Origin of the sequence: Coprococcus sp. AF16-22 (assembly GCF_003461545.1) — a bacterium.
GTDB lineage: Bacteria > Bacillota > Clostridia > Lachnospirales > Lachnospiraceae > Coprococcus > Coprococcus aceti.
Genome location: NZ_QTXH01000003.1, coordinates 127,394 through 149,901 on the forward strand (window position 1 = coordinate 127,394; position 22,508 = coordinate 149,901).

Sequence of the window (22,508 nt, forward strand, 5' to 3'; positions counted from 1 at the left end):
CATGAGAGCATTAGGAATTATTCTGGCAGGTGGTAACAGCAATAAGCTGGGAGATCTTTCAGCAAAGAGAGCCGTTGCAGCCATGCCTATCACAGGAAGCTACAGAGCAATTGATTTCGCACTTTCCAATATGACTAATTCTCATATTCAGAAGGTAGCGGTATTCACACAGTACAACACAAGATCACTGAATGAGCATCTGAACTCAAGCAAGTGGTGGGATTTCGGAAGAAAGCAGGGAGGTCTGTTCATCTTCACACCTACCATCACAGCAGCTAACAGCTACTGGTACAAGGGAACAGCAGATGCACTTTATCAGAATATCAAGTTCCTCAAGGAGAGCCATGAGCCATATGTAGTTATCGCTTCAGGAGACGGTATCTACAAGCTCGACTACAACAAGGTTCTTGAGGAGCATATAAGCAATGGTGCAGATATCACGGTTGTATGCAAGGATATGGCACCGGGCGAGGATGACATCAACAGATTTGGTGTTATCAAGATGAACGAGGATGGCAGGATCATAGACTTCGAGGAGAAGCCTCTTGTGGCAGGAACCAACACGGTTTCCATAGGTGTATATGTCATAAGAAGAAGACAGCTCATCGAACTCCTTGAGACATGTGCCAACGAGGGAAGAAATGATTTCGTAAGAGATATTCTCGTGAGATATAAGGGTGTCAAGAGAATTTACGGATACAAGATGGACAGTTACTGGAGAAACATAGGAACAAAGGAGTCATATTACAGAGCTAATATGGATTTCCTCAAGAAGGACGTAAGAGACTTCTTCTTCAAACAGCATCCGGATATCTACTCAAGAGTGGATGATCTCCCACCAGCAAAGTACAATGCAGATGCGGTGGTAAATAACAGCTTGATAGCAAGCGGTTGTATCATCAACGGAACCGTTGAGAACTCAGTTATATTCAAGAAGGTATACATTGGAAATAACTGTGTGATCAGGAACTCGATCATACTTAACGATGTCAACATCGGTGATAATTCCATCATCGAGAATTGTATCGTGGAGAGCAGGGATACACTCCGCGCGAACACAGTACATCAGGGAACACCTGAGGACATCAAGGTAATAGTGGAGAAGGATTTCAGATATGCGTTGTAGGATGCATACGGTATAAGTAGTACAAATGACAGTTGCGTGTGGGATCGCAATGTGTGTCAGGGTTAAGGGGGTAATTCAGATGCAGATAACTGATATCAGGATCAGAAGTGTTGAGAAGGAAGGCAAGATGAAGGCGGTTGTTTCTATTACGATCGATGACGAGTTTGTTGTGCATGACATCAAGATCATCGAGGGTGAGAAGGGCATGTTCATCGCGATGCCGAGTAGAAAGGCAGCGGATGGAGAATATAGAGATATCGCTCATCCGATCAATACAGCTACAAGAGAGCGTCTGCAGAGTATGATTCTTTCAAAGTATCAGGAATCTTTGGAAGAGTAATACCAGTCTCAAATAGACATTCAGAGCCAGTGCTAGAGGCGTAAGTCACCAAGCTGATAGCATTGGCTCTTTTTATATGGTCTTGTAAAAAAATATAGTATAAAGTAGAATGTATCTGTTTAGATCCAGATAGAATATGGAGGATATAATAATGGTAAAATCAGTTATACTTGCGGCAGGCAAGGGAACAAGAATGAAGTCAGATAAGCCAAAGGTAGTTCATCAGGTGATGGGAAAACCGATGGTATATTATTCTATAGAAGCGGCGCGCCAGGCGGGTGCAGACGAGGTGTGTGTGATCGTTGGATACAAGGCAGACGAGGTGAAGTCAGCCATAGCTGCCAGTGTCAACGATGTGAAGGTTGACTATGCGCTTCAGGAGGAGCAGCTCGGAACAGGCCATGCGGTAAAGTGTGCTGCAGATTTTATTGGACGTGATGGGGATGTGATCATACTCTGTGGAGATACACCGCTTGTGACAGGGGATACACTCAGAAAAGCACTTGATTTCCACAAGGAGAGCGGGAATGGTGTAACTGTAATATCGGCGATGCTTGATGATCCATTTGGATATGGAAGGATCATAAGGGACGGTGACAGCCTGGCAAAGATCGTGGAGCAGAAGGATGCTGACGAAGCGGAGCAGGCTGTGAAGGAAGTTAACTCGGGCATGTATATATTTGACTGCGCAGCACTTCAGGACGCACTGTCACAGATATCAAATGACAACGCCCAGGGAGAGTATTATCTTCCGGATGCGATAGAGATAATAAAGAAAATGGGGCTTCCGGCTTCCGCTGTTCCGATGGACGATGCTGACCAGATAAGAGGAGTCAACACTCTGGAGCAGCTTGCAGATGCTGAGAAGATCATGGAGAACAGATAACAATAGAACGATCCACCTGGGTGGAGGAAAATGGAGAGACCAAATGAAGATCATAGTTGGACTTGGCAATCCCGGTGCGAAATATGCCGGAACAAGACACAATGTAGGATTTGCGGTTCTGGATGAGCTGGCAGAGAGATATAATATAAGGATAGACACTGCAAAGCATAAGGCACTTATAGGAAAGGGTATAATAGACGGAGAGAAGGTCATACTCGCCATGCCTCAGACATTTATGAATCTCAGCGGAGAGAGCGTAAGGGCGATAATGGACTTCTACAAATGCACGGTTGAAGATCTGATAGTCGTGTACGATGACATAGATCTTGATGTCGGCAAGCTCAGAATCAGACAGAAGGGAAGCGCCGGCGGTCATAACGGTATGAAGAATATCATACAGCACGTTGGCAGCCAGGAATTTGTCAGGATCAGAGTGGGTGTTGGCAAAAAGCCGGATCACATGGATCTGGCTGATTATGTGTTGTCGAGATTTGGAAAGGAAGATCTGGCGAATATAAGAGAGAGCTGCGGTAATGCCTGCGATGCGGTGGAGACCATACTGGCGGATGGCACAGTTGCAGCTATGAATAAGTTTAATTGAGAGTGATGGAGAATGATACGTGTACTTGGTGAGCCATTTGAAAAACTGAATATATATACAGAGTTGAAGGAGTGGCTTGCATCCGGAGATGGATTTGTCAATGTGACAGGTATGACGGGCGAGGGCACGGACAGAGTATTCATGATGCAGGGCTTCGGTGATGACGCATCGGTGCGACTGATACTGACATATAACGACAGGCGTGCGGAGGAGCTGTACAGCGATATGAAGTTCTACGGAAGGGATGTATATATGTATCCTGCAAAGGATATTCTGTTCTTCAGTGCAGATGTCCACGGCAATGCCATAACCAGACGGCGCATGGAGGTCCTTCGGCGTCTGGCAACGGGAGAACCATGTACGATCATAGCCACGGTAGATGCAATGTATGACAAGATACCTGCACTGTCCTATATGAAAAAATACGTGATAAATATCCATGCGGCACAGTCTCTTGATCTGGATGAGCTCAAGGGCAAGTTGGTGGACCTTGGTTATGAAAAAACTGACAGTGTGGAGGAGCCGGGACAATTTGCCATACGAGGCGGTATCGTGGACATATTTCCGCTGACTGAGGAATGTCCATACAGAATAGACATGTGGGACGATGAAGTCGATACCATCAAGACATTTGATGCGGAGAGCCAGAGATCCATAGAGAATGTGGATGAACTTGTAATTTATCCCGCGGGAGAGATGGTGCTTTCAAAGGAGAGGATCGACAGAGGTATACACAGGCTGGAGGCAGAGCTGAAGCCGTATGCGAAGAAGCTTAAGGATTCATTTCAGACGGAGGCGTATGCCAGGATAAAGGGCGAGATAGCCACGCTGAAGGAACAGCTCACGGAGTTCAGTGCGATATACGGAGTGGACAGCTATGTTGATTATTTCTACAGTGACACGGTGTCTCTGGTGGACTGCCTGCCGGAGGATGCGTACATTTTCATAGATGAGACGAAGAAGGTCACGGAGAAGGCGGATGGCAGTGAGAAGAGTTTTCTTAGCAGCCTGACGCACAGGCTGGAGGGGGGATATATCCTCCCGGGGCAGATGAAGGTTCTGTTCACTTATGATGATGTTCTGGAAAAATGCAGACGCTACAAGGTTGTGGGCTTTGACTCATTTGTGGGTGAGGATGACCGTGTAAAGTATGCTCACCGCGTGGAGATCGAGAGCAGGGAGGTTCACAGCTACAGGAACAATTTTGATGCGCTGGTTACTGATATCAAGAAATGGAAGAAGGACAAATACAGCGTCCTGTTCGTATCGCCATCATCGGTCGGTGCGAAGAGAATGGTCGATAACCTCATGGACAATGACGTCATATGTCATTACCTGAACGACCCAGACAAAGCTCTGGCTGCCAGAGAGATGGCGGTCATGCCGGGAAGGCTCAGAGCCGGTTTTATGATACCGGAGATGAAGCTCATCGTGGTCAGTGAGGGAGATGTGTTCTCCAGCAAGACATCACATTCGCAGGCTTCGAGGAAGAAGCTGCCGCGTGCCGGGGAGATAGTAAAGTCATTCTCGGATGTGAGCGTGGGCGATTATGTGGTCCATGAGAAGTACGGAATAGGTATCTATCGTGGGCTTGAGAAGATAGAGGTCGACGGCGCCTTGAAGGACTATCTGGTTATCGAGTATGCTGAGGGCGGCAAATTATATGTCCTGGCTTCCGAGACGGACAGGATCCAGAAGTACAGGAGCAAGGAGAGCCGAGCCCCGAAGATCAACAGACTCGGTGGCAGTGAGTGGCAGAAGGTAAGAAACAAGGTTAAGGGCCATGTCAGCGAGGTGGCTCAGCATCTTGTAAAGCTGTACTCAGAGAGACAGGCGAGGGAAGGCTTTGCCTATTCTCCTGATTCCGAGTGGCAGAAGGAGTTCGAGGAGACATTTCCTTATACTGAGACTGACGATCAGTTAAAGGCCATAGAGGATGTCAAGGCGGACATGGAGAGCCATAAGATCATGGATAGACTGGTGTGCGGAGACGTTGGATTTGGCAAGACTGAGGTGGCGATCCGTGCTGCGTTCAAGGCTGTCGGTGACAGCAAACAGGTTGCGTATCTTGTGCCGACCACGATCCTTGCCGAGCAGCATTATGAGACGTTCACAGAGCGAATGAAGGATTATCCAGTGACGGTGAGACTGTTGTGCAGATTCTGTACCCAGAAGGAGATAAAATCTACACTCAGAGAGCTGAAAGAGGGCAAGGTGGACATAGTCATAGGAACCCACAGGCTGCTCTCAAAGGATGTGGAGTTCAAGAATCTGGGACTTCTCATAATAGATGAGGAACAGAGATTCGGTGTAAATCACAAAGAGAAGATAAAAGAGATGAAGACCAATGTGGATGTTCTGACACTGACGGCGACGCCTATCCCGAGAACACTCCATATGAGTCTTGTTGGAATCAGAGACATGAGCCTGCTTGAGGAGCCTCCGGTGGACAGGAGGCCGATACAGACCTATGTCATGGAATATGACAGGGAGCTTGCCAGGGAGGCGATTGCCAGAGAGCTTGCAAGGCATGGTCAGGTATACTATGTGTACAACAGGGTCGAAGGCATAGAGAGATTTGCGGATGATGTGAGAAGCCTCGTGCCATATGCAAATGTAGAGTTTGCCCATGGACAGATGGATGGCCGCACGCTGGAGGACATCATGTACCGGTTCAACAAAAAGGAGATAGACGTGCTTGTGTGCACGACCATCATAGAGACCGGACTTGATATACCGAATGCAAATACCATAATCATACACGACGCTAACCTGTTTGGTCTGGCACAGCTCTACCAGTTACGCGGAAGAGTTGGTCGCTCGGACAGAAGTGCATTTGCATTTATGTTCTACAGGCGCAACAAGATGATATCCGAGGTCGCTGAGAAGAGACTTAGAGCGATAAAAGAATATACGGATCTCGGCTCGGGAGTCAAGGTGTCCAAGGCGGATCTCAACATCAGAGGTGCGGGAAGCGTCCTGGGCGAGAGTCAGTCGGGCAACTATGAGGTCGTGGGCTATGACCTTTACTGCAAGATGCTTAATGATGCGGTCAGGGAGCTCCGCGGCGAGAAGGTTTTCCATGAATACGAGACGGAGATAGACCTTCCGGTGGATTCGTTCATCCCTGAGACGTACGTCAAAAACGACTTTGTCAAGCTGGAGCTTTGTAAGAGAATATCCCTCATCAAGAATGAGGATGAGTACAATGACATAGTGGATGAGCTCATTGACAGATTTGGCGACATCCCTGACGAGACAATGAATCTTCTTGATGTGGCACTGTTAAGGGCAAATGCAAATATCTGCTTCATAACCCGTATATGGTACAAGGACGGAGACCTGAGATTTGTCATGTACAACAGGGCTGACATAAATGTAGATGGGATAGATGAGCTCGTTAAGAGTTATTCAGGCAGGATGAAATTTGTCATGGGGGCAAAGCCTGAGTTTATATTGAAGCTTGGACGGGAGGAGAAAAATGATCTTCTCAGAAAGGCGGAATTTGTCGTGGCGGATATGTCCCAGATGTTGATAATGACCCACAGTGAAGAAGACAGTGTGGATAACAAAGCATAGATAATGAGTTAGAAATATACAGACAGGAGAATACAAAGATAAGGAGGTGCGGTTCAGGTGAAGAGATGGTTGTGTGTGCTGCTGGCGCTCATATGTGCATTTGCCGTGACTGGATGTGGCAGTGATGCCACTGAGGAGACTGGCAAGGAGGTAGTTCTCAGATACAACGGGCAGAACATAGAGATAGACGAGGTGTATATTTATGCCCAGACTGTGAAGGAGGAGTACGAATCAAAGTATGGCAGTGACGTGTGGAAACAGAGCATAGTGACTGATGATGGTCTGGAGATGGATGCCGTGGATGCAGCAAGGCGCCAGGCGATATCAAAGCTCATAAAGACCAAGACTCTTATAACTAAATCCGGGGAGTACGGCATAAGCCTGACTGCAAGCGAGCAGAAGGATCAGGATACGGCGGCGCAAGAGTTCTATGACAAATTGACTGATGCCCAGATCGCAGAGGTTGGACTTGAACTCGATACGGTGAAGAGAGTTTTGCGTGAGAGCGCACTGGCAGACAAGATATATGATTATGTGATGAAGCAGAGCTCCACGGAGATATCCGATGAGCAGGCCAGGATGAGTACATTTTATGACATGTTCTTTGAGTGCTACTCGGAGGACGATTATGGAAATATCACCCTGTACTCACAGGACAAGATAGATGAGCAGAAGAAAAAGGCGGATGCGGCATATGAATCCATAGTGGAAGCCTCGGATGGCACAGATATGGATATATCATTCCTTGGAAGCGCAAAGGAGCTTAAGTATGCGGGAACACATACGATGAGCAGGGATGATATATTGAGCACCTATGGCCAGGATACGCTGGACATACTGTACAGCATGTCGGATGGCGAGGTCTCCACGGTGGTGGAGACTGAGTATGGTTATCATATATTCCAGATGATAAGCATTACGGATGAGAAGGCCACGGCCGAGAACAAGAAGAAGCTCACGGATGCCGCTGATGCGGAATACTATGACAACCTTATGAAGGACTGGATAGATGAGCTGGACAGCGGATATTCATACAGTAAGAGTGTGGATATGGATGTGTACAACAAGATAAAATTTGACGAATAAGAGGAGAAGAAAGATGGCAACAGTATACGATATCAATATTAAGAAGCTGGATGAAAAGGCAGTCATACCGACATACGGTTCAGAGTACGCAGCGGGGGCGGATCTGTATGCGTGTCTTGATGAGGCGATTACTATAGAGCCGGGACAGACGGTGATGGTTCACACGGGTATAGCAATGGAGATACCTGAGGGATTTGCAGGACTTGTGTATGCGAGAAGCGGTCTGGCATCCAAGAAGGGGCTTGCACCGGCCAATAAGGTTGGAGTTGTGGATGCGGATTACAGAGGGGAAATCATGGTTGCACTCCACAATCACGGAACCCAGGCACAGACGGTTGAGCCTGAGGAGAGAATAGCACAGCTTGTGATCGCTCCTTATATCGTTGGAGCATTCCATCAGGTGGACGAGCTCAGCGATACAGTCAGAGGAGCCGGCGGATTCGGTTCAACAGGAAAGTAACAAAAAAGCGGCCGGGCATCATCATTTTAATGGTGTGCCAGACCGCTTTTCTTTTATTTAAAATACTTTCCGCTTTCATCCCACAGGACTGTGGTGCCTGTCTTCAAGGACTTTGGTACATCTATGATACGCTGGTTCCTTGAGCCCTTGAATCTCAGTGACAGATCCTTCTGTTCGTCTATGAATTCTCCGTCCACAAGGACGTCAATGTAGGAGAGAAGTTCTTTTGTATACTCCCATTCATTACACATGCGGTCTAAGAGATCGGTTTCAAATGTATAACCGGTGTAGCACCAGATGGTCTTGTCAGGGTAGGTCTCCTTGAACTTTCTTGCCAGAGGAAGAAGCCCCTGCTGGTTCACATATTCCATAGGTTCTCCGCCGAGCAGGGAGAGACCTGCTATATAGTCCTCCTTGCAACTATCTATTATGTGGTTGATCTCCACATCCGTGAACGGCTTGCCGTAGCCGAAATCCCATGTGTCAGGGTTGAAACAGTTCTTGCAGTGGTGTGTGCAGCCGGATACAAATACAGACACTCTGACGCCGGTTCCGTTTGCCACATCAAATAGTTTGATATCTGCGTAATTCATAATGTGATCCCTTCTAAATTTATCTTAAAACAAAAGTATGGCCTGCGTTGCCCTCTACGACATGCAGACCATACAATTGAAATTATTAATGCATACTGTTATTTTATATCAGTTGCCTGAATATATCAAGTGTTTTTCTATAAAAGACTATAGATGAAGCACTCTTGCCTTTATCTCTTTGGTCTTGCCCACGTTCCAGAAGTTCTCGCCCAGATAACCGCAGGTTCTTCTGGTAACATTCATCTTGTTGTGATCCTTGTTGCCACACTGTGGACATTCCCATTCGCCGTCATCGTTGATGAGGATCTCACCATCGTATCCACATACATGACAGTAGTCAGACTTGGTGTTGAACTCAGCATACTGTATGTTGTCGTATATATATCTTACGACCTCTGCCAGAGCATCCAGGTTGTTGCGCATGTTTGGTATCTCAACATATGAGATGGCACCACCTGATGATATGGTCTGGAACTGGCTCTCAAATCTGAACTTGCTGAATGCATCGATCTTCTCACGGACATCAACGTGGTAAGAGTTGGTGTAGTAGCCCTTGTCTGTGACATCCTTTATGGTTCCGAAACGCTCTTTGTCGATACGTGCAAATCTGTAGCAAAGGCTCTCGGCCGGAGTTCCGTAGAGTCCGAAGCCAAGTCCCGTATCTGCCTTCCATTTGTCGCAGGCTGCGCGGAGCTTGTGCATAAGCTTCAGTGCAAATTCCTCGCCAACAGGATCTGTGTGGCTCACACCACGCATGAGCTTGGTGGCCTCATATACACCGATGTATCCCAGTGATATGGTTGAGTAACCGTTGTGGAGCAGTGGATCGATGACCTCGCCCTTCTTAAGTCTGGCGATGGCACCGTACTGCCAGTGGACTGGGCTGACGTCAGAGGTTACACCCTCGAGGGCTCTGTGGCGGCACATGAGTGCGTCGTAGCAGAGCTGCAGTCTTTCATCCAGAAGACTCCAGAACTTGTCATCGTCTCCCTTTGCAAGTATAGCTATCTGTGGAAGATTAAGACTGACAACTCCCTGGTTGAAACGGCCTTCCCATTTATATTCTCCGTTCTCATCCTTCCATGGGGAGAGGAATGAACGGCATCCCATGCATGAGAATACATTTCCCTCGTAGTTCTCACGCATCTTCTTGGCTGATATGTAATCAGGGTACATTCTCTTGGCAGAACACTTGATGGCGAGCTCTGTGATATAGTCGTACTCACCGCCCTTGAGGCAGTTGTGCTCGTCAAGAACATATATGAGCTTAGGGAATGCAGGTGTAACATACACGCCTGCCTCGTTCTTGATTCCCTCAAGTCTCTGTCTGAGGATCTCCTCGATGATCATGGCGTTCTCCTTGATGTATTCGTCGTCCTCTCTGAGGTTGAGGAAGAGAGTGACAAATGGAGACTGGCCGTTGGTGGTCATCAGAGTATTTATCTGATACTGGATAGTCTGGACTCCTGACTTCAGCTCGTCCTTGAGTCTCTCTGTGATGAGCTTCTCAAGTGTGTCAGGGTCTATCTTGTCGCCGAACTCTTCGGTGTATCTCTTTTTATATTTGTTGTAGCTCTTTCTGAGGTACTTTCCAAGGTGACGGACATCGACTGACTGGCCGCCGTACTGGCTGGATGCGACAGATGCGATGATCTGAGTCACGATGGTACATGCCACCTGGAAGCTCTTCGGGCTCTCTATGAGCTTGCCGTTCATGACTGTGCCGTTGTCAAGCATATCCCCAATGTTGATAAGGCAGCAGTTGAATATAGGCTGGAGGAAATAATCTGCGTCGTGGAAGTGGATGGCGCCCTCCTCATGAGCCTTGGAGATCTTCTCAGGGAGGAGCATTCTCTTGGTAAGATCCTTCGATACCTCTCCTGCGATAAGATCACGCTGTGTGGATGCGACGGTGGCATTCTTGTTGGAATTCTCCTCCATGACATCCTTATTCCTGTTCTGGATAAGACTGAGGATAGAATCATCAGTCGTATTTGCCTTTCTGATGAGCTCGCGGCTGTATCTGTATATAATGTAGGTCTTGGCAAGGACAAACTTGCCGTCGGCCATAAGCCCCTGCTCGATGATATCCTGGATATCTTCAACGAGCATTCTCTTTCTGTTCTTGGCTTCGATGCTTCCGACGATCTCCTCGATCTTCTCGTCAGAGATCTTCTCACAAGGCTCAACCTCCGAGTTAGCCTTCTGGATAGCCAATATGATCTTGCTTCGGTCGTAAGTAACAGCACGACCGTCTCTCTTGATAACTTGCATTTCCCATTCTCCCTGTGTGTGATGTGAATGGGCGTTAAAAAAAGTACGCCCCCTAAATATTGTATACTACCATACAGGAGACATCAATATATGGTATGCCGACTGAAAAAGCCGCAAAAAAATTAGCGACAAATAAGGTGCCTCGTCGCAAATCTCACACTGATGTCTCAACATGGTCGATTATATCATTCCCAATTTTGTTTGTCTACAGGTTATTTGCAAAAAGTACAAAATATAGAAAAATAAAAAATATGTAGACACAACATATTGTGGATTTGCCTTTGAATAATGTGGGACAGATAAAATACATCACAAAAACAGATGTAAAACTGCCTGTTATAGGAATGTGAAATCATTTGTGAGAATTCTATGAATTATTTCAAATTGCTTTATTTTTACAGGAAAATATGGTATAAGTTTACTCGTTGAAGTTTATCATGAAGATGGTTACACTTCTAATAAAAAGTAAAAGAGGTATGATTATGCGAAAATTTAATAAGGGATGTGCAGTTGTTCTTGCACTCGCTCTGTCCATGTCATTTATGACAGGCTGTGGCGACAGTAATGGTACGAGTGGAAAGCTGGATAATACAGCGAGTAAGGCAACATCTTCTGATGCTACAGAGAGTGCTGACAATTCATCAGAAGAATTTGCTTCTATAGAGGATATGGTGGATCAGTATGCGGCAGATGTCACACTCGGTGAATACAAGGGCATGGAGTATGAGGAGAAGGGCACTGATGTCACGGATGATGAGGTTCAGGCCAAGGTTGATTCATTTGTGAACGGACTTGCTACATTTGATAAGGACACAACCAGCGAGGCGAAGAACGGAGATACAGTAAATATTGACTTTGTCGGAACTGTAGATGGTGAGGAGTTCGATGGAGGCAATACCAATGGCAGCGGATATGATCTCGTCCTTGGTTCTGGTTCATTCATAGATAACTTTGAGGATCAGATAGTTGGACATAAGCCGGGAGAGACATTTACCGTGAATGTAACCTTTCCTGAGAATTATGGCAAGGATGAGTTAAATGGCAAGGCGGCCAAGTTCGAGACGACACTTAACTATATAAAGATAGATAAACCGGCTACATACAATGATGAGCTGGTTGCAAACAATACTTCATATAAGACAACTGCTGAGTATGAGGCATCTGTACGTGAGCAGCTCAAGCAGGACAAGGAGGATTCAGCTCTTGCAAGTGCTCAGAATGAGGTCATGGTTGCCGTTATAAACAACAGTACAATAGAGAACATATCAGCAGATGATGTTCAGGCGAATGCTGACAAGATCATAACATCCATAAAGACTCAGGCAGAGACAAACGGAATAGAGTATGACACATATATCTACTATTACTATGGATATGATGACAGCGCTGCATTTGAACAGTATGTACAGCAGGTTTGTGAGGAATCACAGAAGGAGAGAATGGTCGTATGTGCCATTGCCAAGAAGGAGAATATCAGTGTCACAGATGACGAGGCTGATAAGTATATAGCTGATTATGCAACGAAGAACAGTGTTGATGAGTCTACGCTCAGACAGAATCTTACAGACGTTGAGATAAAGTACAACGCTCTGGCAGAGAAGGTCATGAACTTCCTTATGGACAATGCAAAGGCGACAACTGGAGCAACAACTGAGGCTGCAGAGACCACAGAGTCAACAGAGGCGGCTGACGCAGAGCAGGCTGAAGAGTAAGTAAAGGGGTACGGAGAAAGATATGAGAGTAAAGAAGATATTTGCAGCAGGAATGGTGGCAGTCATGTGCGCAGGCCTGATGACAGGCTGTGGCAGCAATGACACAAAGAGCCAGTTTAAGAAGTTTTCAAAGTGTGCGACCATAGACAAGGCGGCATACACTGATATCGAATATGTTCCGGCATCGAGAGAGGTGTCCGAGGACGATGTAAACAGTGCGATAAGCAGTTTTTGCAGTGACAATTCTGAGACTACAGAGGATAAGACCAGCACAGTGGCAGATGGCGACAAGATCAATGTGGACTATGTTGAGACTGTCTCAGGAACAGAGAAGGACAGCAAGACAGATTACACACTGACCATGGGAAATAACACTCTTGGTGATGGCAGTGACGATCAGCTCATAGGAAGCAAGCCGGGTGATGTCAAGACGATCACAGTGACATATCCTGATGATTACAGCGACACAACAGTTGCCGGACTTACAGCAGAGTACAAGGTTACGATCAATTATATATCAGTTACCACGGTGCCTGAGTACACAGACGCACTGGTCAAGAAGGCTACTGATGGTGAGTACACAACAACCGATGACTACACAGCACATCTGAAGGAAGATGTTCAGAAGGACAAGGACGATTCCGCGGACGAGACAGACAGAACTTCTGTTCTCAAGGCTGTTGAGGAGAAGGTTACATTTGACAAGTATCCTGAGGATGAGGTAGCTTCCTACGTTCAGTCCATGGTGTCAAATGTGAGAAGTGCCGCAGACAACTACGGAATCGACTTCGAGGCATATATGAAGTATTTCTATGGATATGAGGACGAGGCATCATTCCTTGAGTACCTTCACACCACAGTTGAGAACGTCATGAAGGAGAAGATCGTTGTGTCATGCATAGCAATGGACAATGACCTCATCGCCGATAACGCAGACATAAAGGCGTACAGACAGAAGGTTATGGACAAGAACAATCTGGAGAATGACTCAGACGTGGACAAGTATTACTCAGAGTCAGACCTGATGTTCTATGCCACAGAGGAGAACGTGCTTGACTATCTCATGAACAGATCAGTTCAGGTGGAGGCAACTGCAACAGATGCATCTGAGGCAGCCACAGAGGAGTAAGCTGCACGCGATATATTTGAATATGGATAAGCTGATAGAGACCGAGGTTTTATGCCCGGTCTCTATTGTCGTCTATAGACAAATGAATCTGTGGTTTATCCACATTGACTAAGGGGCTCCGGGAATTTAAAATAAAAGAGAACATGTCTTTATTTTAAAGATAGAAAAGGAAAGGGGATATTATGAGAAAGAACATTGCGAGAAAATGTCTGTGCATTGCTCTGGCTTCAGCCATGATGCTCGGTGAGGCGGGCACGGCTATGGCAGCCAGTGTGGAAAATGCGGCAGACGGAAGAACTGCTGCCACAGTGGCGGCGGAGGAACAGGCTGATGTGGCGGCAGCCAATGTCAGCATATGGTATGCGGGAGCTTATAAGAACTCAAAGACCATAACGATCAATGCAAGCGGCCGGGCTTACAGAGTTGAGGTCTGGGTCAATGGAGTAAAGTGCGGGGAACAGTACAACGGAGAGGACCAGCAGTCCTTTAGTATTAACTGTGAGATCCCGGCGCTGCTTGATTCCACCTACAACGCAGAGGTCAGAGCCTACGATTCAAATGGAGAGGTGACTGTACAGAAGGTTTCACCGGTCAAAACTGACAAGGTGAGCTTTGATGGTGATCCTAGTGTTAGTGTAGGATATACAGTCGGAAGCACTGGCTATGCAAAACCAGGCTATGTGTCTGTCAGCGTATATCTTGATAGCAGGCATTCAGATGAGGTCAAGTATGAGGTTCAGAGAGCGACCAAGTCAGGTGGGCCATTTACCACGATTGCAACGGGAAGTGAATCTTACACGTCAAGACTTGCATATCTTGACAGCACTGCGAAGACCGGAACTACATATTATTACAGATTCAGGATCGTGAGCGGTTCAGATCAGTATGTGAAGACGAGCAAGGTCATAGCTACAAGTAAGACAGCTTCAGTAAAGGTGGGCATTCCAGAGGTGGATCAGCTCTATGCTTCAAGCATGAATGTATCAGAAAAGATAAGTAAGCCGGGAGTATTCCTGTGGATGACCAGCAATTTTGCAAATCAGTACGATGTGTACCGCTCAACAAACAAGAGCAAGGGCTACAGAAAGATAAAGACTATATATTCTGCTGATTTCACGGACACAGCGGTCAAGAGTGGAACGGTATACTACTACAAGGTAGTGCCAAAGTATTACGACTCACAGACACGAAAGATAACAACAGGAAAGACATCTGGTGTTGTCGGCGTAAAGTTTATCATGAATGCAGCAGGTGCACCTAGCCTTATACAGACAGGCAACAGATCACTGAAGTGTACATGGGCTGCGGACAATACCGCAGACGTATCATACGAGGTATGGGCAAAGAGAACCGATATAACCGGTGATGCATACAAGCGTATGGTGGTCACCAAGAAAAACTCATGCACCCTTACAAAGCTTGATCCGAACGGAACATACAAGGTGATGATAAGGACAGTCAAGAAATCAGGAGCTGCCGTGAGATATGAGACGACAGATACATCTGAGAGGACCATGGGTTACACCAAGAGAGTCCAGGATCTGACTGCGGGAGCTGTATCTTCATCACTGAACGGCAGGAAGGATGTCCTGTCTGTAAGATATTCTCTCACATGGTACAGAGACTGGGGCGCATCAGGATATGTTATATCAGGCCTCAACAGCAGTACAGGCAAGATAGAGACCATCAAGAAGATAAAATCGGGAAAAAAGACATCATATACATTTACAAACACAAGTGCCAAGGGCAAGGAGCGCAAATACTCTCAGATATATGTGAGACCATATAAGGGAAAGGCAAGAGGCGAGGATAACACTCTGTGGAATTCAGAGATGCCAAGTGCAAAGCGTGTTAAGGCTGTAAAGAAGAGCACAACATCGACCAAGATAACATGGTCTGCTGTAAGCGGGGCAAAGGAATACTATGTATACAGAACTACAGAGCTCGGTGTACGCCAGTACATAGGATCGACAAAGGCAACTAACTTCACGGATGTGAACGTGACAGACGGAATGAAGTATACATACTCTGTTGTTGTAGGCACAGACTTTGGATTCAGCAGCGGATATGATTTGTATAGCAGTGACTATACACATAAGCTTGCATCACCGGCCATAACAAAGGTTGTAAACGGTTCCAAGGGTACAGCGACTGTAACATGGAAGAAGGTTACAAATGCAACCAGATACTATGTATATCGTTCAACCAGCAAGAATGGAACATACAAGCTGGTCGGCAAGACTGGAGCTACAAAGCTTTCATACATGAACAAGAAGCTCAAGAAGGGAACGACCTATTACTACAAGGTTGTGGCTTCAACAGTTAATGATGGAGGAAAGACAGTCAAGTCAGTTGCATCACATGCAAAGGGAATAAAGATCCGCAAATAGATGAAAAGGGGTAAACTATGAAGAATAGATTGATAAAGAAAGCTTTATGCGTGGCGCTTGCTTCAACCATGGTGTTTGGTGAGGCATTGCCAGCAATGGCAGCAGACGGCAGTGCAGATGTACAGTCCGCTCAGGCTGAGGTGGCATTTGCTGAAGAAGCATCCATAACATATTTTAGTGTAGGAGGTCAGGATACCGTAAGCAGCGGTTCTGTACATATAAGTGCCGCGGGATATGGAACAGAGGCTGTTCTCTATGTAAATGGAGCATGGTATGACTCGTGGACAGGCAGTGACTATGACGGAAGCTGGCATGTGGATACGGAATTCAGAGGAGTTGCCGGTTCGACATATCAGTTTAAGCTGGTAGTCAGTGATGACAATGGACAGACGGTGTCGCAGGAGTCGGGAAAGATATATTTTGAAGCACCTAAGTTCAGCCGCAGCAGGAAGCCTTCAGAATACGTATCATATTCTACGGGAGATACCGGATATAGAGAATTAGGTGGAGTATCTGTGTCGTTCCCATTTGACAGCTACGTACAGAATGATATCTGGTATGAGGTGTACAGATCCACAAAGCCATCAGGAGGCTTTACGAAGATTTTGTCAGGCGTCGGTTACATGTATGGAGCTTCTGAAGTGAGGTATTATGATAATAATGTAAAAGTAGGAAATACCTATTACTATATGGCGAAGATAGTAACCGGAACTGACTCATACAATAAGACATCCAGGGTTGTAGAGACATCAGCCGTTGCAAAGGTGGACTGCAGGCTTGGGACAGCGGAGCTTTCAGTCGATAGAGGCGCAAAGGGTGCTGATATAACGGTAAGCGATTACGGCGCTGCTAACCAGTTCGATCTGTACCGTTCAACTTCAAAGACAAAGGGCTTTAAGAAGATAAAGACGATATACACACCGGAGTATACAGATACAACAGTTAAGGCTGGAAAGACATACTACTACAAGGTAGTTCCAAAGTATTATGATGCCTCTACCAGAGCGGTTTCAAAGGGAACTGCAAGTGAGGTCCGCGGCGTAAAGATACTCATGGGTACCACGGAGCTCACAGCGGTTCAGAACACAAAGAGCTCAGTAAAGCTCACATGGGATAAGGCAGCCGGAGCAAATATGTATGAAGTCTGGTATATGAGATCCGATATATCGGGAGACAGATATAAGAGAGCTGTTGCGACAAAGGGAACATCATGCACCATCAAGGGACTTGCATCTGGCGCTGAGTATTCATTCAAGCTTAAGAGCCAGAGTGTTTCAGGCGGAAAGGTCATTTGTGAGAACGTGACATACAAATGGCTCCAGACCGGATACACAGAGAGCGTGAGAGAGCTTGAGGCTGTCTCATCCACGGTATCTGCAAGCAAAGACAAGAAAAACCTGACGATATACACCAATCTCAAGTGGAACAGAGTCTGGGGAGCTTCAGGCTACAAGATATTTGCGAGAAATAACTACACAAATAAGCTTGAGCAGGTTGCAGTGATCAAATCTGCAGCCAGAAATACATACAAGTTCAAGAATACAGGAAGCAGCAGTAAGGGTATTAAGTATTACTCTGCATACGTAGTGCCATACAAGGGTAAGAAGCAGGGCGAGATGACATCCGTCAGCGTCAACTATATCCCTCTTGCTAAGAATGTAAAGGCTGTGAGAAAGTCCACATCCGAGGTCAGAGTTACATGGTCAGCGGTGCCTGGTGCAGATTCTTACACAGTATACAGAATGAACCCTGTTCTCGGCACAACCCAGTGGCTGGGACAGACAACGTCAACAAACTTCAGTGACCGCAAGCTCACGACCAAGCTTGAGTATACATATTTTATACAGCCATCGACAATTGTCAGCGGGGTTAACTGCAGCATTGACTATGAAGCTGCAAAGCAGTATAAGGCAGTGTATACACATGCTGTAGGTACACCAAAGATGTCAGGTGCATCTAACACCGGAGCCAAGAAGATCACAGTAAAGTGGAGTAGCGTTACAGGAGCGAAGAACTACGTAGTATATCGCGCAACAAAGAAGAATGGTAAGTACTCTAAGATCGGTACAACATCATCATGCAGCTTTACAGACAAGAAGGCTGCAAAGGGCAAGACATACTATTACAAGGTCGCTGCAGTGGCAGTTAACGACGGTGGATGTGCTGCTCAGTCAGCATACTCCAAGACCGCCAGTGCCAAGAGCAAAAAGTAATGGCATATGTTAGGTAATAACAAGCAGTAGATATATTTGCGGGAAAACATATATACATGCATTGAAATGTGGTATATATGTTTTTCCTTTTTTATGGGAAAATGCTTGCGGAAATGCAAAAAAAGTGGTTGACATACCAAGGCAAACAGTATATTATATTAACGTTCGTTGTGAACATGCGGAAGTGGCGGAATTGGCAGACGCGCAGGCTTCAGGTGCCTGTGGTAGCAATACCGTGTGGGTTCAAGTCCCATCTTCCGCATTTTTTTATACCATAGTATGCGGAAATGCTGAGCTGTGGAGTCAATAATTTATGATATTTAGGAGGTATGTGCGGCAATGGCAGAGAAGAAGAATGTGGTTACTTATTCAGGTCTCAAGAAGATAGAGGAAGAGCTTCAGAATCTGAAGGTTAATAAACGTAGAGAGATCGCAGCTAAGATCAAAGAGGCCAGAGAACAGGGAGATCTGTCAGAGAATGCAGAGTACGATGCAGCCAAGGACGAGCAGAGAGACATCGAGGCAAGAATCGAGCAGCTCGAGGCCATGCTCAAGAATATAGAAGTAGTCGACGAAGATGAGGTCGATACAGGAGTTGTAGGTATCGGATGTAAGGTAGTTGTATATGACTACGAGTTCGATGAGAAGATCGAGTACGATATTGTTGGTTCATCACAGGCGGATATCATGAACAACAAGATCTCAGATGAGTCACCTGTTGGAATGGCACTCAAGGGTGCAAAGGTTGGCGAAGAGGTTCTGGTGGAGGCACCGGACGGAGAGTTTAAGTACAGGGTACTTGATATTAAGAGACAGGAGCTGTAAGAGAAGATGGCAGAGCAGAATAACAAGGGAAAAGATCAGGATCTTAATAAGCTGCAGATGGTGCGCCGCGAGAAGCTGGCAGACCTTCAGGCGGCAGGCAATGATCCATTTGTCATAACAAAGTATGATGTGCAGCAGCACAGTGCAGATGTGAAGGAGATGTACACAGCACATGAGGCAGAGCTTCTGGCTGGTAGACAGACACCTTCAGTTGAGGACCTTGAAGAGGCAGAGAAGAGAGAAGTTTTAAACAACGATTACAATGAGAGAAGAGCCATCATGGATGCTTCACCTATCAATGTGAGCATCGCAGGACGTATGATGTTCAAGCGTGTCATGGGTAAGGCTTCTTTCTGTAACATTCAGGATCTTAAGGGCAACATTCAGGTGTATGTTGCAAGAGATCAGATCGGTGAGGAGTCATACGCTGACTTCAAGAAGTCAGATATCGGTGATATATATGGAGTTAAGGGATATGCATTCAGAACAAAGACTGGTGAGATATCCATACATGCAGAGGAGATCACACTTCTCTCTAAGTCACTCCAGATCCTTCCTGAGAAGTTCCACGGACTGACAGATACAGATATGAGATATCGTCAGAGATATGTGGATCTCATCATGAACCAGGACAGCAAGGAAGTATTTATCAAGAGATCACAGATATTAAAGGAGATCCGTAACTTCCTGGCAGGACGTGACTTCATGGAGGTTGAGACACCTATGTTGGTCAGCAATGCCGGTGGTGCCGCAGCCAGACCATTTGAGACACATTACAATGCACTCAATGAGGATGTAAAGCTCCGTATATCACTTGAGCTCTACCTGAAGAGACTTATCGTCGGCGGTCTTGAGAGAGTATACGAGATCGGACGAGTATTCCGTAACGAGGGTGTTGACACACGTCACAACCCTGAGTTCACTCTGATGGAGCTGTACCAGGCATACACAGATTACTATGGTATGATGGAGCTCACAGAGTCCATGTTCCGTTACCTCGCAGAGAAGGTATGTGGAAGCACCAAGATCTCATACAACGGAATCGAGATCGACTTTGGCAAGCCATTTGAGCGTCTGACTATGGTTGACGCTATCAAGAAATATACAGGTGTTGATTTTGACCAGGTTGCTGATGACGCTGAGGCGAAGAAGATCGCTGACGAGCATCACGTAGAGTACGAGGAGCGCCACAAGAAGGGCGACATCGTGAACCTGTTCTTCGAGGAGTTCTGTGAGGAGAAGCTGATCCAGCCTACATTCATCATGGATCATCCAATCGAGATCTCACCACTTACGAAGAAGAAGCCTTCAGACCCTACAAAGGTTGAGCGTTTCGAGCTCTTCATCAACACATGGGAGATGTGTAACGCATACTCAGAGCTGAACGATCCTATCGATCAGCGTGAGAGATTTGCCGCTCAGGATGCGAATGCCGCAGCCGGAGATGACGAGGCTGAGCACACAGATGAGGATTTCCTCAATGCGCTTGAGATCGGTATGCCTCCAACAGGCGGTATCGGTTATGGTATAGACAGACTGGTTATGCTCCTTACAGATTCACAGGCGATCAGAGATGTTCTTCTGTTCCCGACTATGAAGAGTGAGGGTGGTTCAGATTCTGATTCAGTATCTGAGACAGCCGGTGACAACAACGGATTCTTCACACCAAACGAGAAGATCGATTTCTCCAAGGTAGATATAGAGCCACTTTTTGCTGATGAGGTTGATTTCGAGACATTTTCAAGATCAGACTTCAGAGCGGTAAAGGTTAAGGAATGTTCAGCAGTGCCAAAGAGCAAGAAGCTCCTTCAGTTCACACTGGATGACGGCACAGGCACAGACAGAACCATCCTCTCAGGAATCCATGCATTCTATGAGCCAGAGGAGTTAGTCGGCAAGACACTTATTGCAATAACAAACCTTCCACCTAGAAAGATGATGGGAATCGATTCATGCGGTATGCTTCTTTCAGCTATCCATGAGGAAGAGGGCGAGGAGAAGCTTCACCTTCTGATGGTTGACAACCATATTCCTGCAGGTGCGAAGCTCTATTAAGATGAGAAAACTGAGCCTTGCGGCGGTGTGCGCTTGCGAACACCGACATAAGGCGAAAAACACACGGAGACGTCAGTCGACGTGATGTAAAGATGTACCGTTTTACCAAATAGACGGGACATACTTCATTTGATAAAAATGAAAAACAGCGATTTACATCATTTGATGCAGAAATCGGTGTAAGTAAGAAAAAATTGCATGATTAGTACGATGAATGGGCAATTCCAATTGGAATTGCCCATTTTTGAAAAGAGGGAAAATATGAATATTAAGGTATATCTTGGTGCAAACGAAGGTAATAATCCCTCTGCAATTTCTTTACTTCCGTGATACAAAATCAAAACTTTTCTCCTTCATCCTATACTTCCTCGGTGTCACTCCATACTTCTGTTTAAACGCCTTGATAAAATGGCTGCAGTCACAAAATCCTGTCTCCTGGCTGATATAAGTTAGGTCAAAATCTGTGAATTGCAATAAGTCCTCCGCTTTTTGCAGTCTTACCGTGAGAATCATCTCCTTGCAGGTCTGTCCATAGTACTCCTTGAATATTGCGGCAAAATACGAATAACTCATATGAAATTTTTCTGCCAGCTCCGCCACCGAGAGATCTTCCTGGTAGTGCTGTGAAATGTACTCAGATACCTCTGTAAATTTTTCGCTTAATACAGTTTCCTTTTTCCTTTTTTTTATCTGAAAGCCTTCCTGCTTCCAGACACGAAGAATTTCTGCCATAAGAAGACAATAATTCGAATGCATAATAATGTCATAACCAAATTGCTTTTCTTCTAACGTCTTCACTGATCCCTGAATCAGCTGCTTCATTTTTTCCTGATTAAATTTCTCTTTCGAAAAATAAACCGATAGCTTCTGCTCCACTGCGGCCATGGCGATCAGACTCGAAATCGATGGAAGTGCCGAACCGGATATATTCAGATGTGCAGGATCGAATTTCAGGACATAGTAACGGATTGGAAGCTGTCCTGTTGAATAAATTGCATGTGCCATCTGTGGATAAAATACGATCAGATCTCCCGGTTCCAATACATAATTCTCTTCTCCTGCCTCTACATACGCCTTTCCCTCCACCATGTAAAGAATCTCCACAAAATAATGCCAATGTGGAAGAATTGGGAACATCTCAGATGTCTGTGCATCAAATAAAAAGGCTTCATATGGTTTGTTTAATTTGTCTAAACATTCAAAATAAGGTTTCACAGATTATCTCCATCATAGATTTTT

16 protein-coding genes and 1 tRNA gene are annotated in these 22,508 nt (G+C 45.9%); 14 read left to right on the plus strand and 3 right to left on the minus strand.

All coding sequences use genetic code 11. From position 1 onward, the window contains the following. Position 1 precedes the first annotated feature (1 nt). The 7 genes from glgD to dut all read left to right on the plus strand — a co-directional run bounded on the left by glgD (position 2) and on the right by dut (position 8,078). On the plus strand, positions 2-1,126 hold the full coding sequence (glgD, locus tag DWW60_RS04840; protein ID WP_022217271.1) for a glucose-1-phosphate adenylyltransferase subunit GlgD: 1,125 nt from the start codon (positions 2-4) through the stop codon (positions 1,124-1,126). Between the two features lie 79 nt (positions 1,127-1,205). After that, positions 1,206-1,466: a septation regulator SpoVG gene (gene spoVG, locus DWW60_RS04845; RefSeq protein ID WP_015533695.1), complete on the plus strand. Its 261-nt coding sequence runs from the start codon at positions 1,206-1,208 to the stop codon at positions 1,464-1,466. Positions 1,467-1,617: 151 nt separating this feature from the next. Next, complete coding sequence (locus DWW60_RS04850) at positions 1,618-2,352, plus strand: sugar phosphate nucleotidyltransferase (RefSeq protein ID WP_022217273.1); 735 nt, start codon at positions 1,618-1,620, stop codon at positions 2,350-2,352. A 43-nt stretch (positions 2,353-2,395) separates the two neighbouring features. Further along, on the plus strand, positions 2,396-2,953 hold the full coding sequence (gene pth / locus DWW60_RS04855) for an aminoacyl-tRNA hydrolase (protein ID WP_117874511.1): 558 nt from the start codon (positions 2,396-2,398) through the stop codon (positions 2,951-2,953). Between the two features lie 12 nt (positions 2,954-2,965). Continuing rightward, positions 2,966-6,532 carry a transcription-repair coupling factor gene (gene mfd / locus DWW60_RS04860; RefSeq protein ID WP_117874512.1) on the plus strand — a complete coding sequence of 1,189 codons (3,567 nt, stop codon included), beginning with the start codon at positions 2,966-2,968 and terminating at the stop codon, positions 6,530-6,532. A 57-nt stretch (positions 6,533-6,589) separates the two neighbouring features. Beyond that, positions 6,590-7,618 carry a SurA N-terminal domain-containing protein gene (locus DWW60_RS04865; RefSeq protein ID WP_242849707.1) on the plus strand — a complete coding sequence of 343 codons (1,029 nt, stop codon included), beginning with the start codon at positions 6,590-6,592 and terminating at the stop codon, positions 7,616-7,618. 13 nt (positions 7,619-7,631) lie between these two features. Then, on the plus strand, positions 7,632-8,078 hold the full coding sequence (dut, locus tag DWW60_RS04870) for a dUTP diphosphatase (RefSeq protein ID WP_055146693.1): 447 nt from the start codon (positions 7,632-7,634) through the stop codon (positions 8,076-8,078). Between the two features lie 53 nt (positions 8,079-8,131). Here dut and nrdG read toward each other — a convergent pair whose 3' ends face one another. Together nrdG and nrdD are read right to left on the minus strand one after the other, a co-directional pair. Next, positions 8,132-8,671: an anaerobic ribonucleoside-triphosphate reductase activating protein gene (gene nrdG, locus DWW60_RS04875; protein ID WP_055146690.1), complete on the minus strand. Its 540-nt coding sequence runs from the start codon at positions 8,669-8,671 to the stop codon at positions 8,132-8,134. 147 nt (positions 8,672-8,818) lie between these two features. Continuing rightward, entirely contained in the window at positions 8,819-10,945 is a 2,127-nt protein-coding gene (gene nrdD, locus DWW60_RS04880; protein WP_117874513.1) for an anaerobic ribonucleoside-triphosphate reductase, read from the minus strand. A gap of 482 nt (positions 10,946-11,427) precedes the next feature. On the opposite strand from nrdD, the gene tig reads away from it, so the two are divergent. The 7 genes from tig (at position 11,428) to lysS (ending at position 21,269) form a co-directional block, all read left to right on the plus strand. Next, on the plus strand, positions 11,428-12,657 hold the full coding sequence (gene tig / locus DWW60_RS04885; protein WP_015533703.1) for a trigger factor: 1,230 nt from the start codon (positions 11,428-11,430) through the stop codon (positions 12,655-12,657). Positions 12,658-12,679: 22 nt separating this feature from the next. Further along, positions 12,680-13,786 (plus strand): FKBP-type peptidyl-prolyl cis-trans isomerase, encoded by a 1,107-nt coding sequence (locus DWW60_RS04890; protein WP_117874514.1) that lies wholly within the window; start codon positions 12,680-12,682, stop codon positions 13,784-13,786. Positions 13,787-13,968: 182 nt separating this feature from the next. After that, entirely contained in the window at positions 13,969-16,176 is a 2,208-nt protein-coding gene (locus tag DWW60_RS04895) for a fibronectin type III domain-containing protein (protein ID WP_117874515.1), read from the plus strand. A 17-nt stretch (positions 16,177-16,193) separates the two neighbouring features. After that, positions 16,194-18,389 (plus strand): hypothetical protein, encoded by a 2,196-nt coding sequence (locus DWW60_RS04900; RefSeq protein WP_117874516.1) that lies wholly within the window; start codon positions 16,194-16,196, stop codon positions 18,387-18,389. A gap of 178 nt (positions 18,390-18,567) precedes the next feature. Then, positions 18,568-18,651: transfer RNA gene (locus DWW60_RS04905), tRNA-Leu, on the plus strand. Positions 18,652-18,728: 77 nt separating this feature from the next. After that, positions 18,729-19,214, plus strand: coding sequence for a transcription elongation factor GreA (greA, locus tag DWW60_RS04910; protein ID WP_015533707.1), 486 nt, complete (start codon positions 18,729-18,731; stop codon positions 19,212-19,214). 6 nt (positions 19,215-19,220) lie between these two features. Continuing rightward, a complete protein-coding gene (gene lysS / locus DWW60_RS04915) occupies positions 19,221-21,269 on the plus strand; it encodes a lysine--tRNA ligase (RefSeq protein WP_117874517.1) in 2,049 nt (682 codons plus the stop codon). 318 nt (positions 21,270-21,587) lie between these two features. On the opposite strand, the gene DWW60_RS04920 is transcribed toward lysS, so the two are convergent. Beyond that, positions 21,588-22,484 carry an AraC family transcriptional regulator gene (locus DWW60_RS04920; RefSeq protein WP_055223067.1) on the minus strand — a complete coding sequence of 299 codons (897 nt, stop codon included), beginning with the start codon at positions 22,482-22,484 and terminating at the stop codon, positions 21,588-21,590. Between the last annotated feature and the right edge of the window lie 24 nt (positions 22,485-22,508).

What these genes read in the sequence shown, in the direction of transcription:
- glgD (WP_022217271.1), top strand. Translation starts at nt 2, where the DNA reads ATGAGAGCATTAGGAATTATTCTGGCAGGTGGTAACAGCAATAAGCTG.
- spoVG (WP_015533695.1), top strand. Translation starts at nt 1,206, where the DNA reads ATGCAGATAACTGATATCAGGATCAGAAGTGTTGAGAAGGAAGGCAAG.
- DWW60_RS04850 (WP_022217273.1), top strand. Translation starts at nt 1,618, where the DNA reads ATGGTAAAATCAGTTATACTTGCGGCAGGCAAGGGAACAAGAATGAAG.
- pth (WP_117874511.1), top strand. Translation starts at nt 2,396, where the DNA reads ATGAAGATCATAGTTGGACTTGGCAATCCCGGTGCGAAATATGCCGGA.
- mfd (WP_117874512.1), top strand. Translation starts at nt 2,966, where the DNA reads ATGATACGTGTACTTGGTGAGCCATTTGAAAAACTGAATATATATACA.
- dut (WP_055146693.1), top strand. Translation starts at nt 7,632, where the DNA reads ATGGCAACAGTATACGATATCAATATTAAGAAGCTGGATGAAAAGGCA.
- nrdG (WP_055146690.1), bottom strand. Translation starts at nt 8,671, where the DNA reads ATGAATTACGCAGATATCAAACTATTTGATGTGGCAAACGGAACCGGC.
- nrdD (WP_117874513.1), bottom strand. Translation starts at nt 10,945, where the DNA reads ATGCAAGTTATCAAGAGAGACGGTCGTGCTGTTACTTACGACCGAAGC.
- tig (WP_015533703.1), top strand. Translation starts at nt 11,428, where the DNA reads ATGCGAAAATTTAATAAGGGATGTGCAGTTGTTCTTGCACTCGCTCTG.
- DWW60_RS04890 (WP_117874514.1), top strand. Translation starts at nt 12,680, where the DNA reads ATGAGAGTAAAGAAGATATTTGCAGCAGGAATGGTGGCAGTCATGTGC.
- DWW60_RS04895 (WP_117874515.1), top strand. Translation starts at nt 13,969, where the DNA reads ATGAGAAAGAACATTGCGAGAAAATGTCTGTGCATTGCTCTGGCTTCA.
- DWW60_RS04900 (WP_117874516.1), top strand. Translation starts at nt 16,194, where the DNA reads ATGAAGAATAGATTGATAAAGAAAGCTTTATGCGTGGCGCTTGCTTCA.
- greA (WP_015533707.1), top strand. Translation starts at nt 18,729, where the DNA reads ATGGCAGAGAAGAAGAATGTGGTTACTTATTCAGGTCTCAAGAAGATA.
- lysS (WP_117874517.1), top strand. Translation starts at nt 19,221, where the DNA reads ATGGCAGAGCAGAATAACAAGGGAAAAGATCAGGATCTTAATAAGCTG.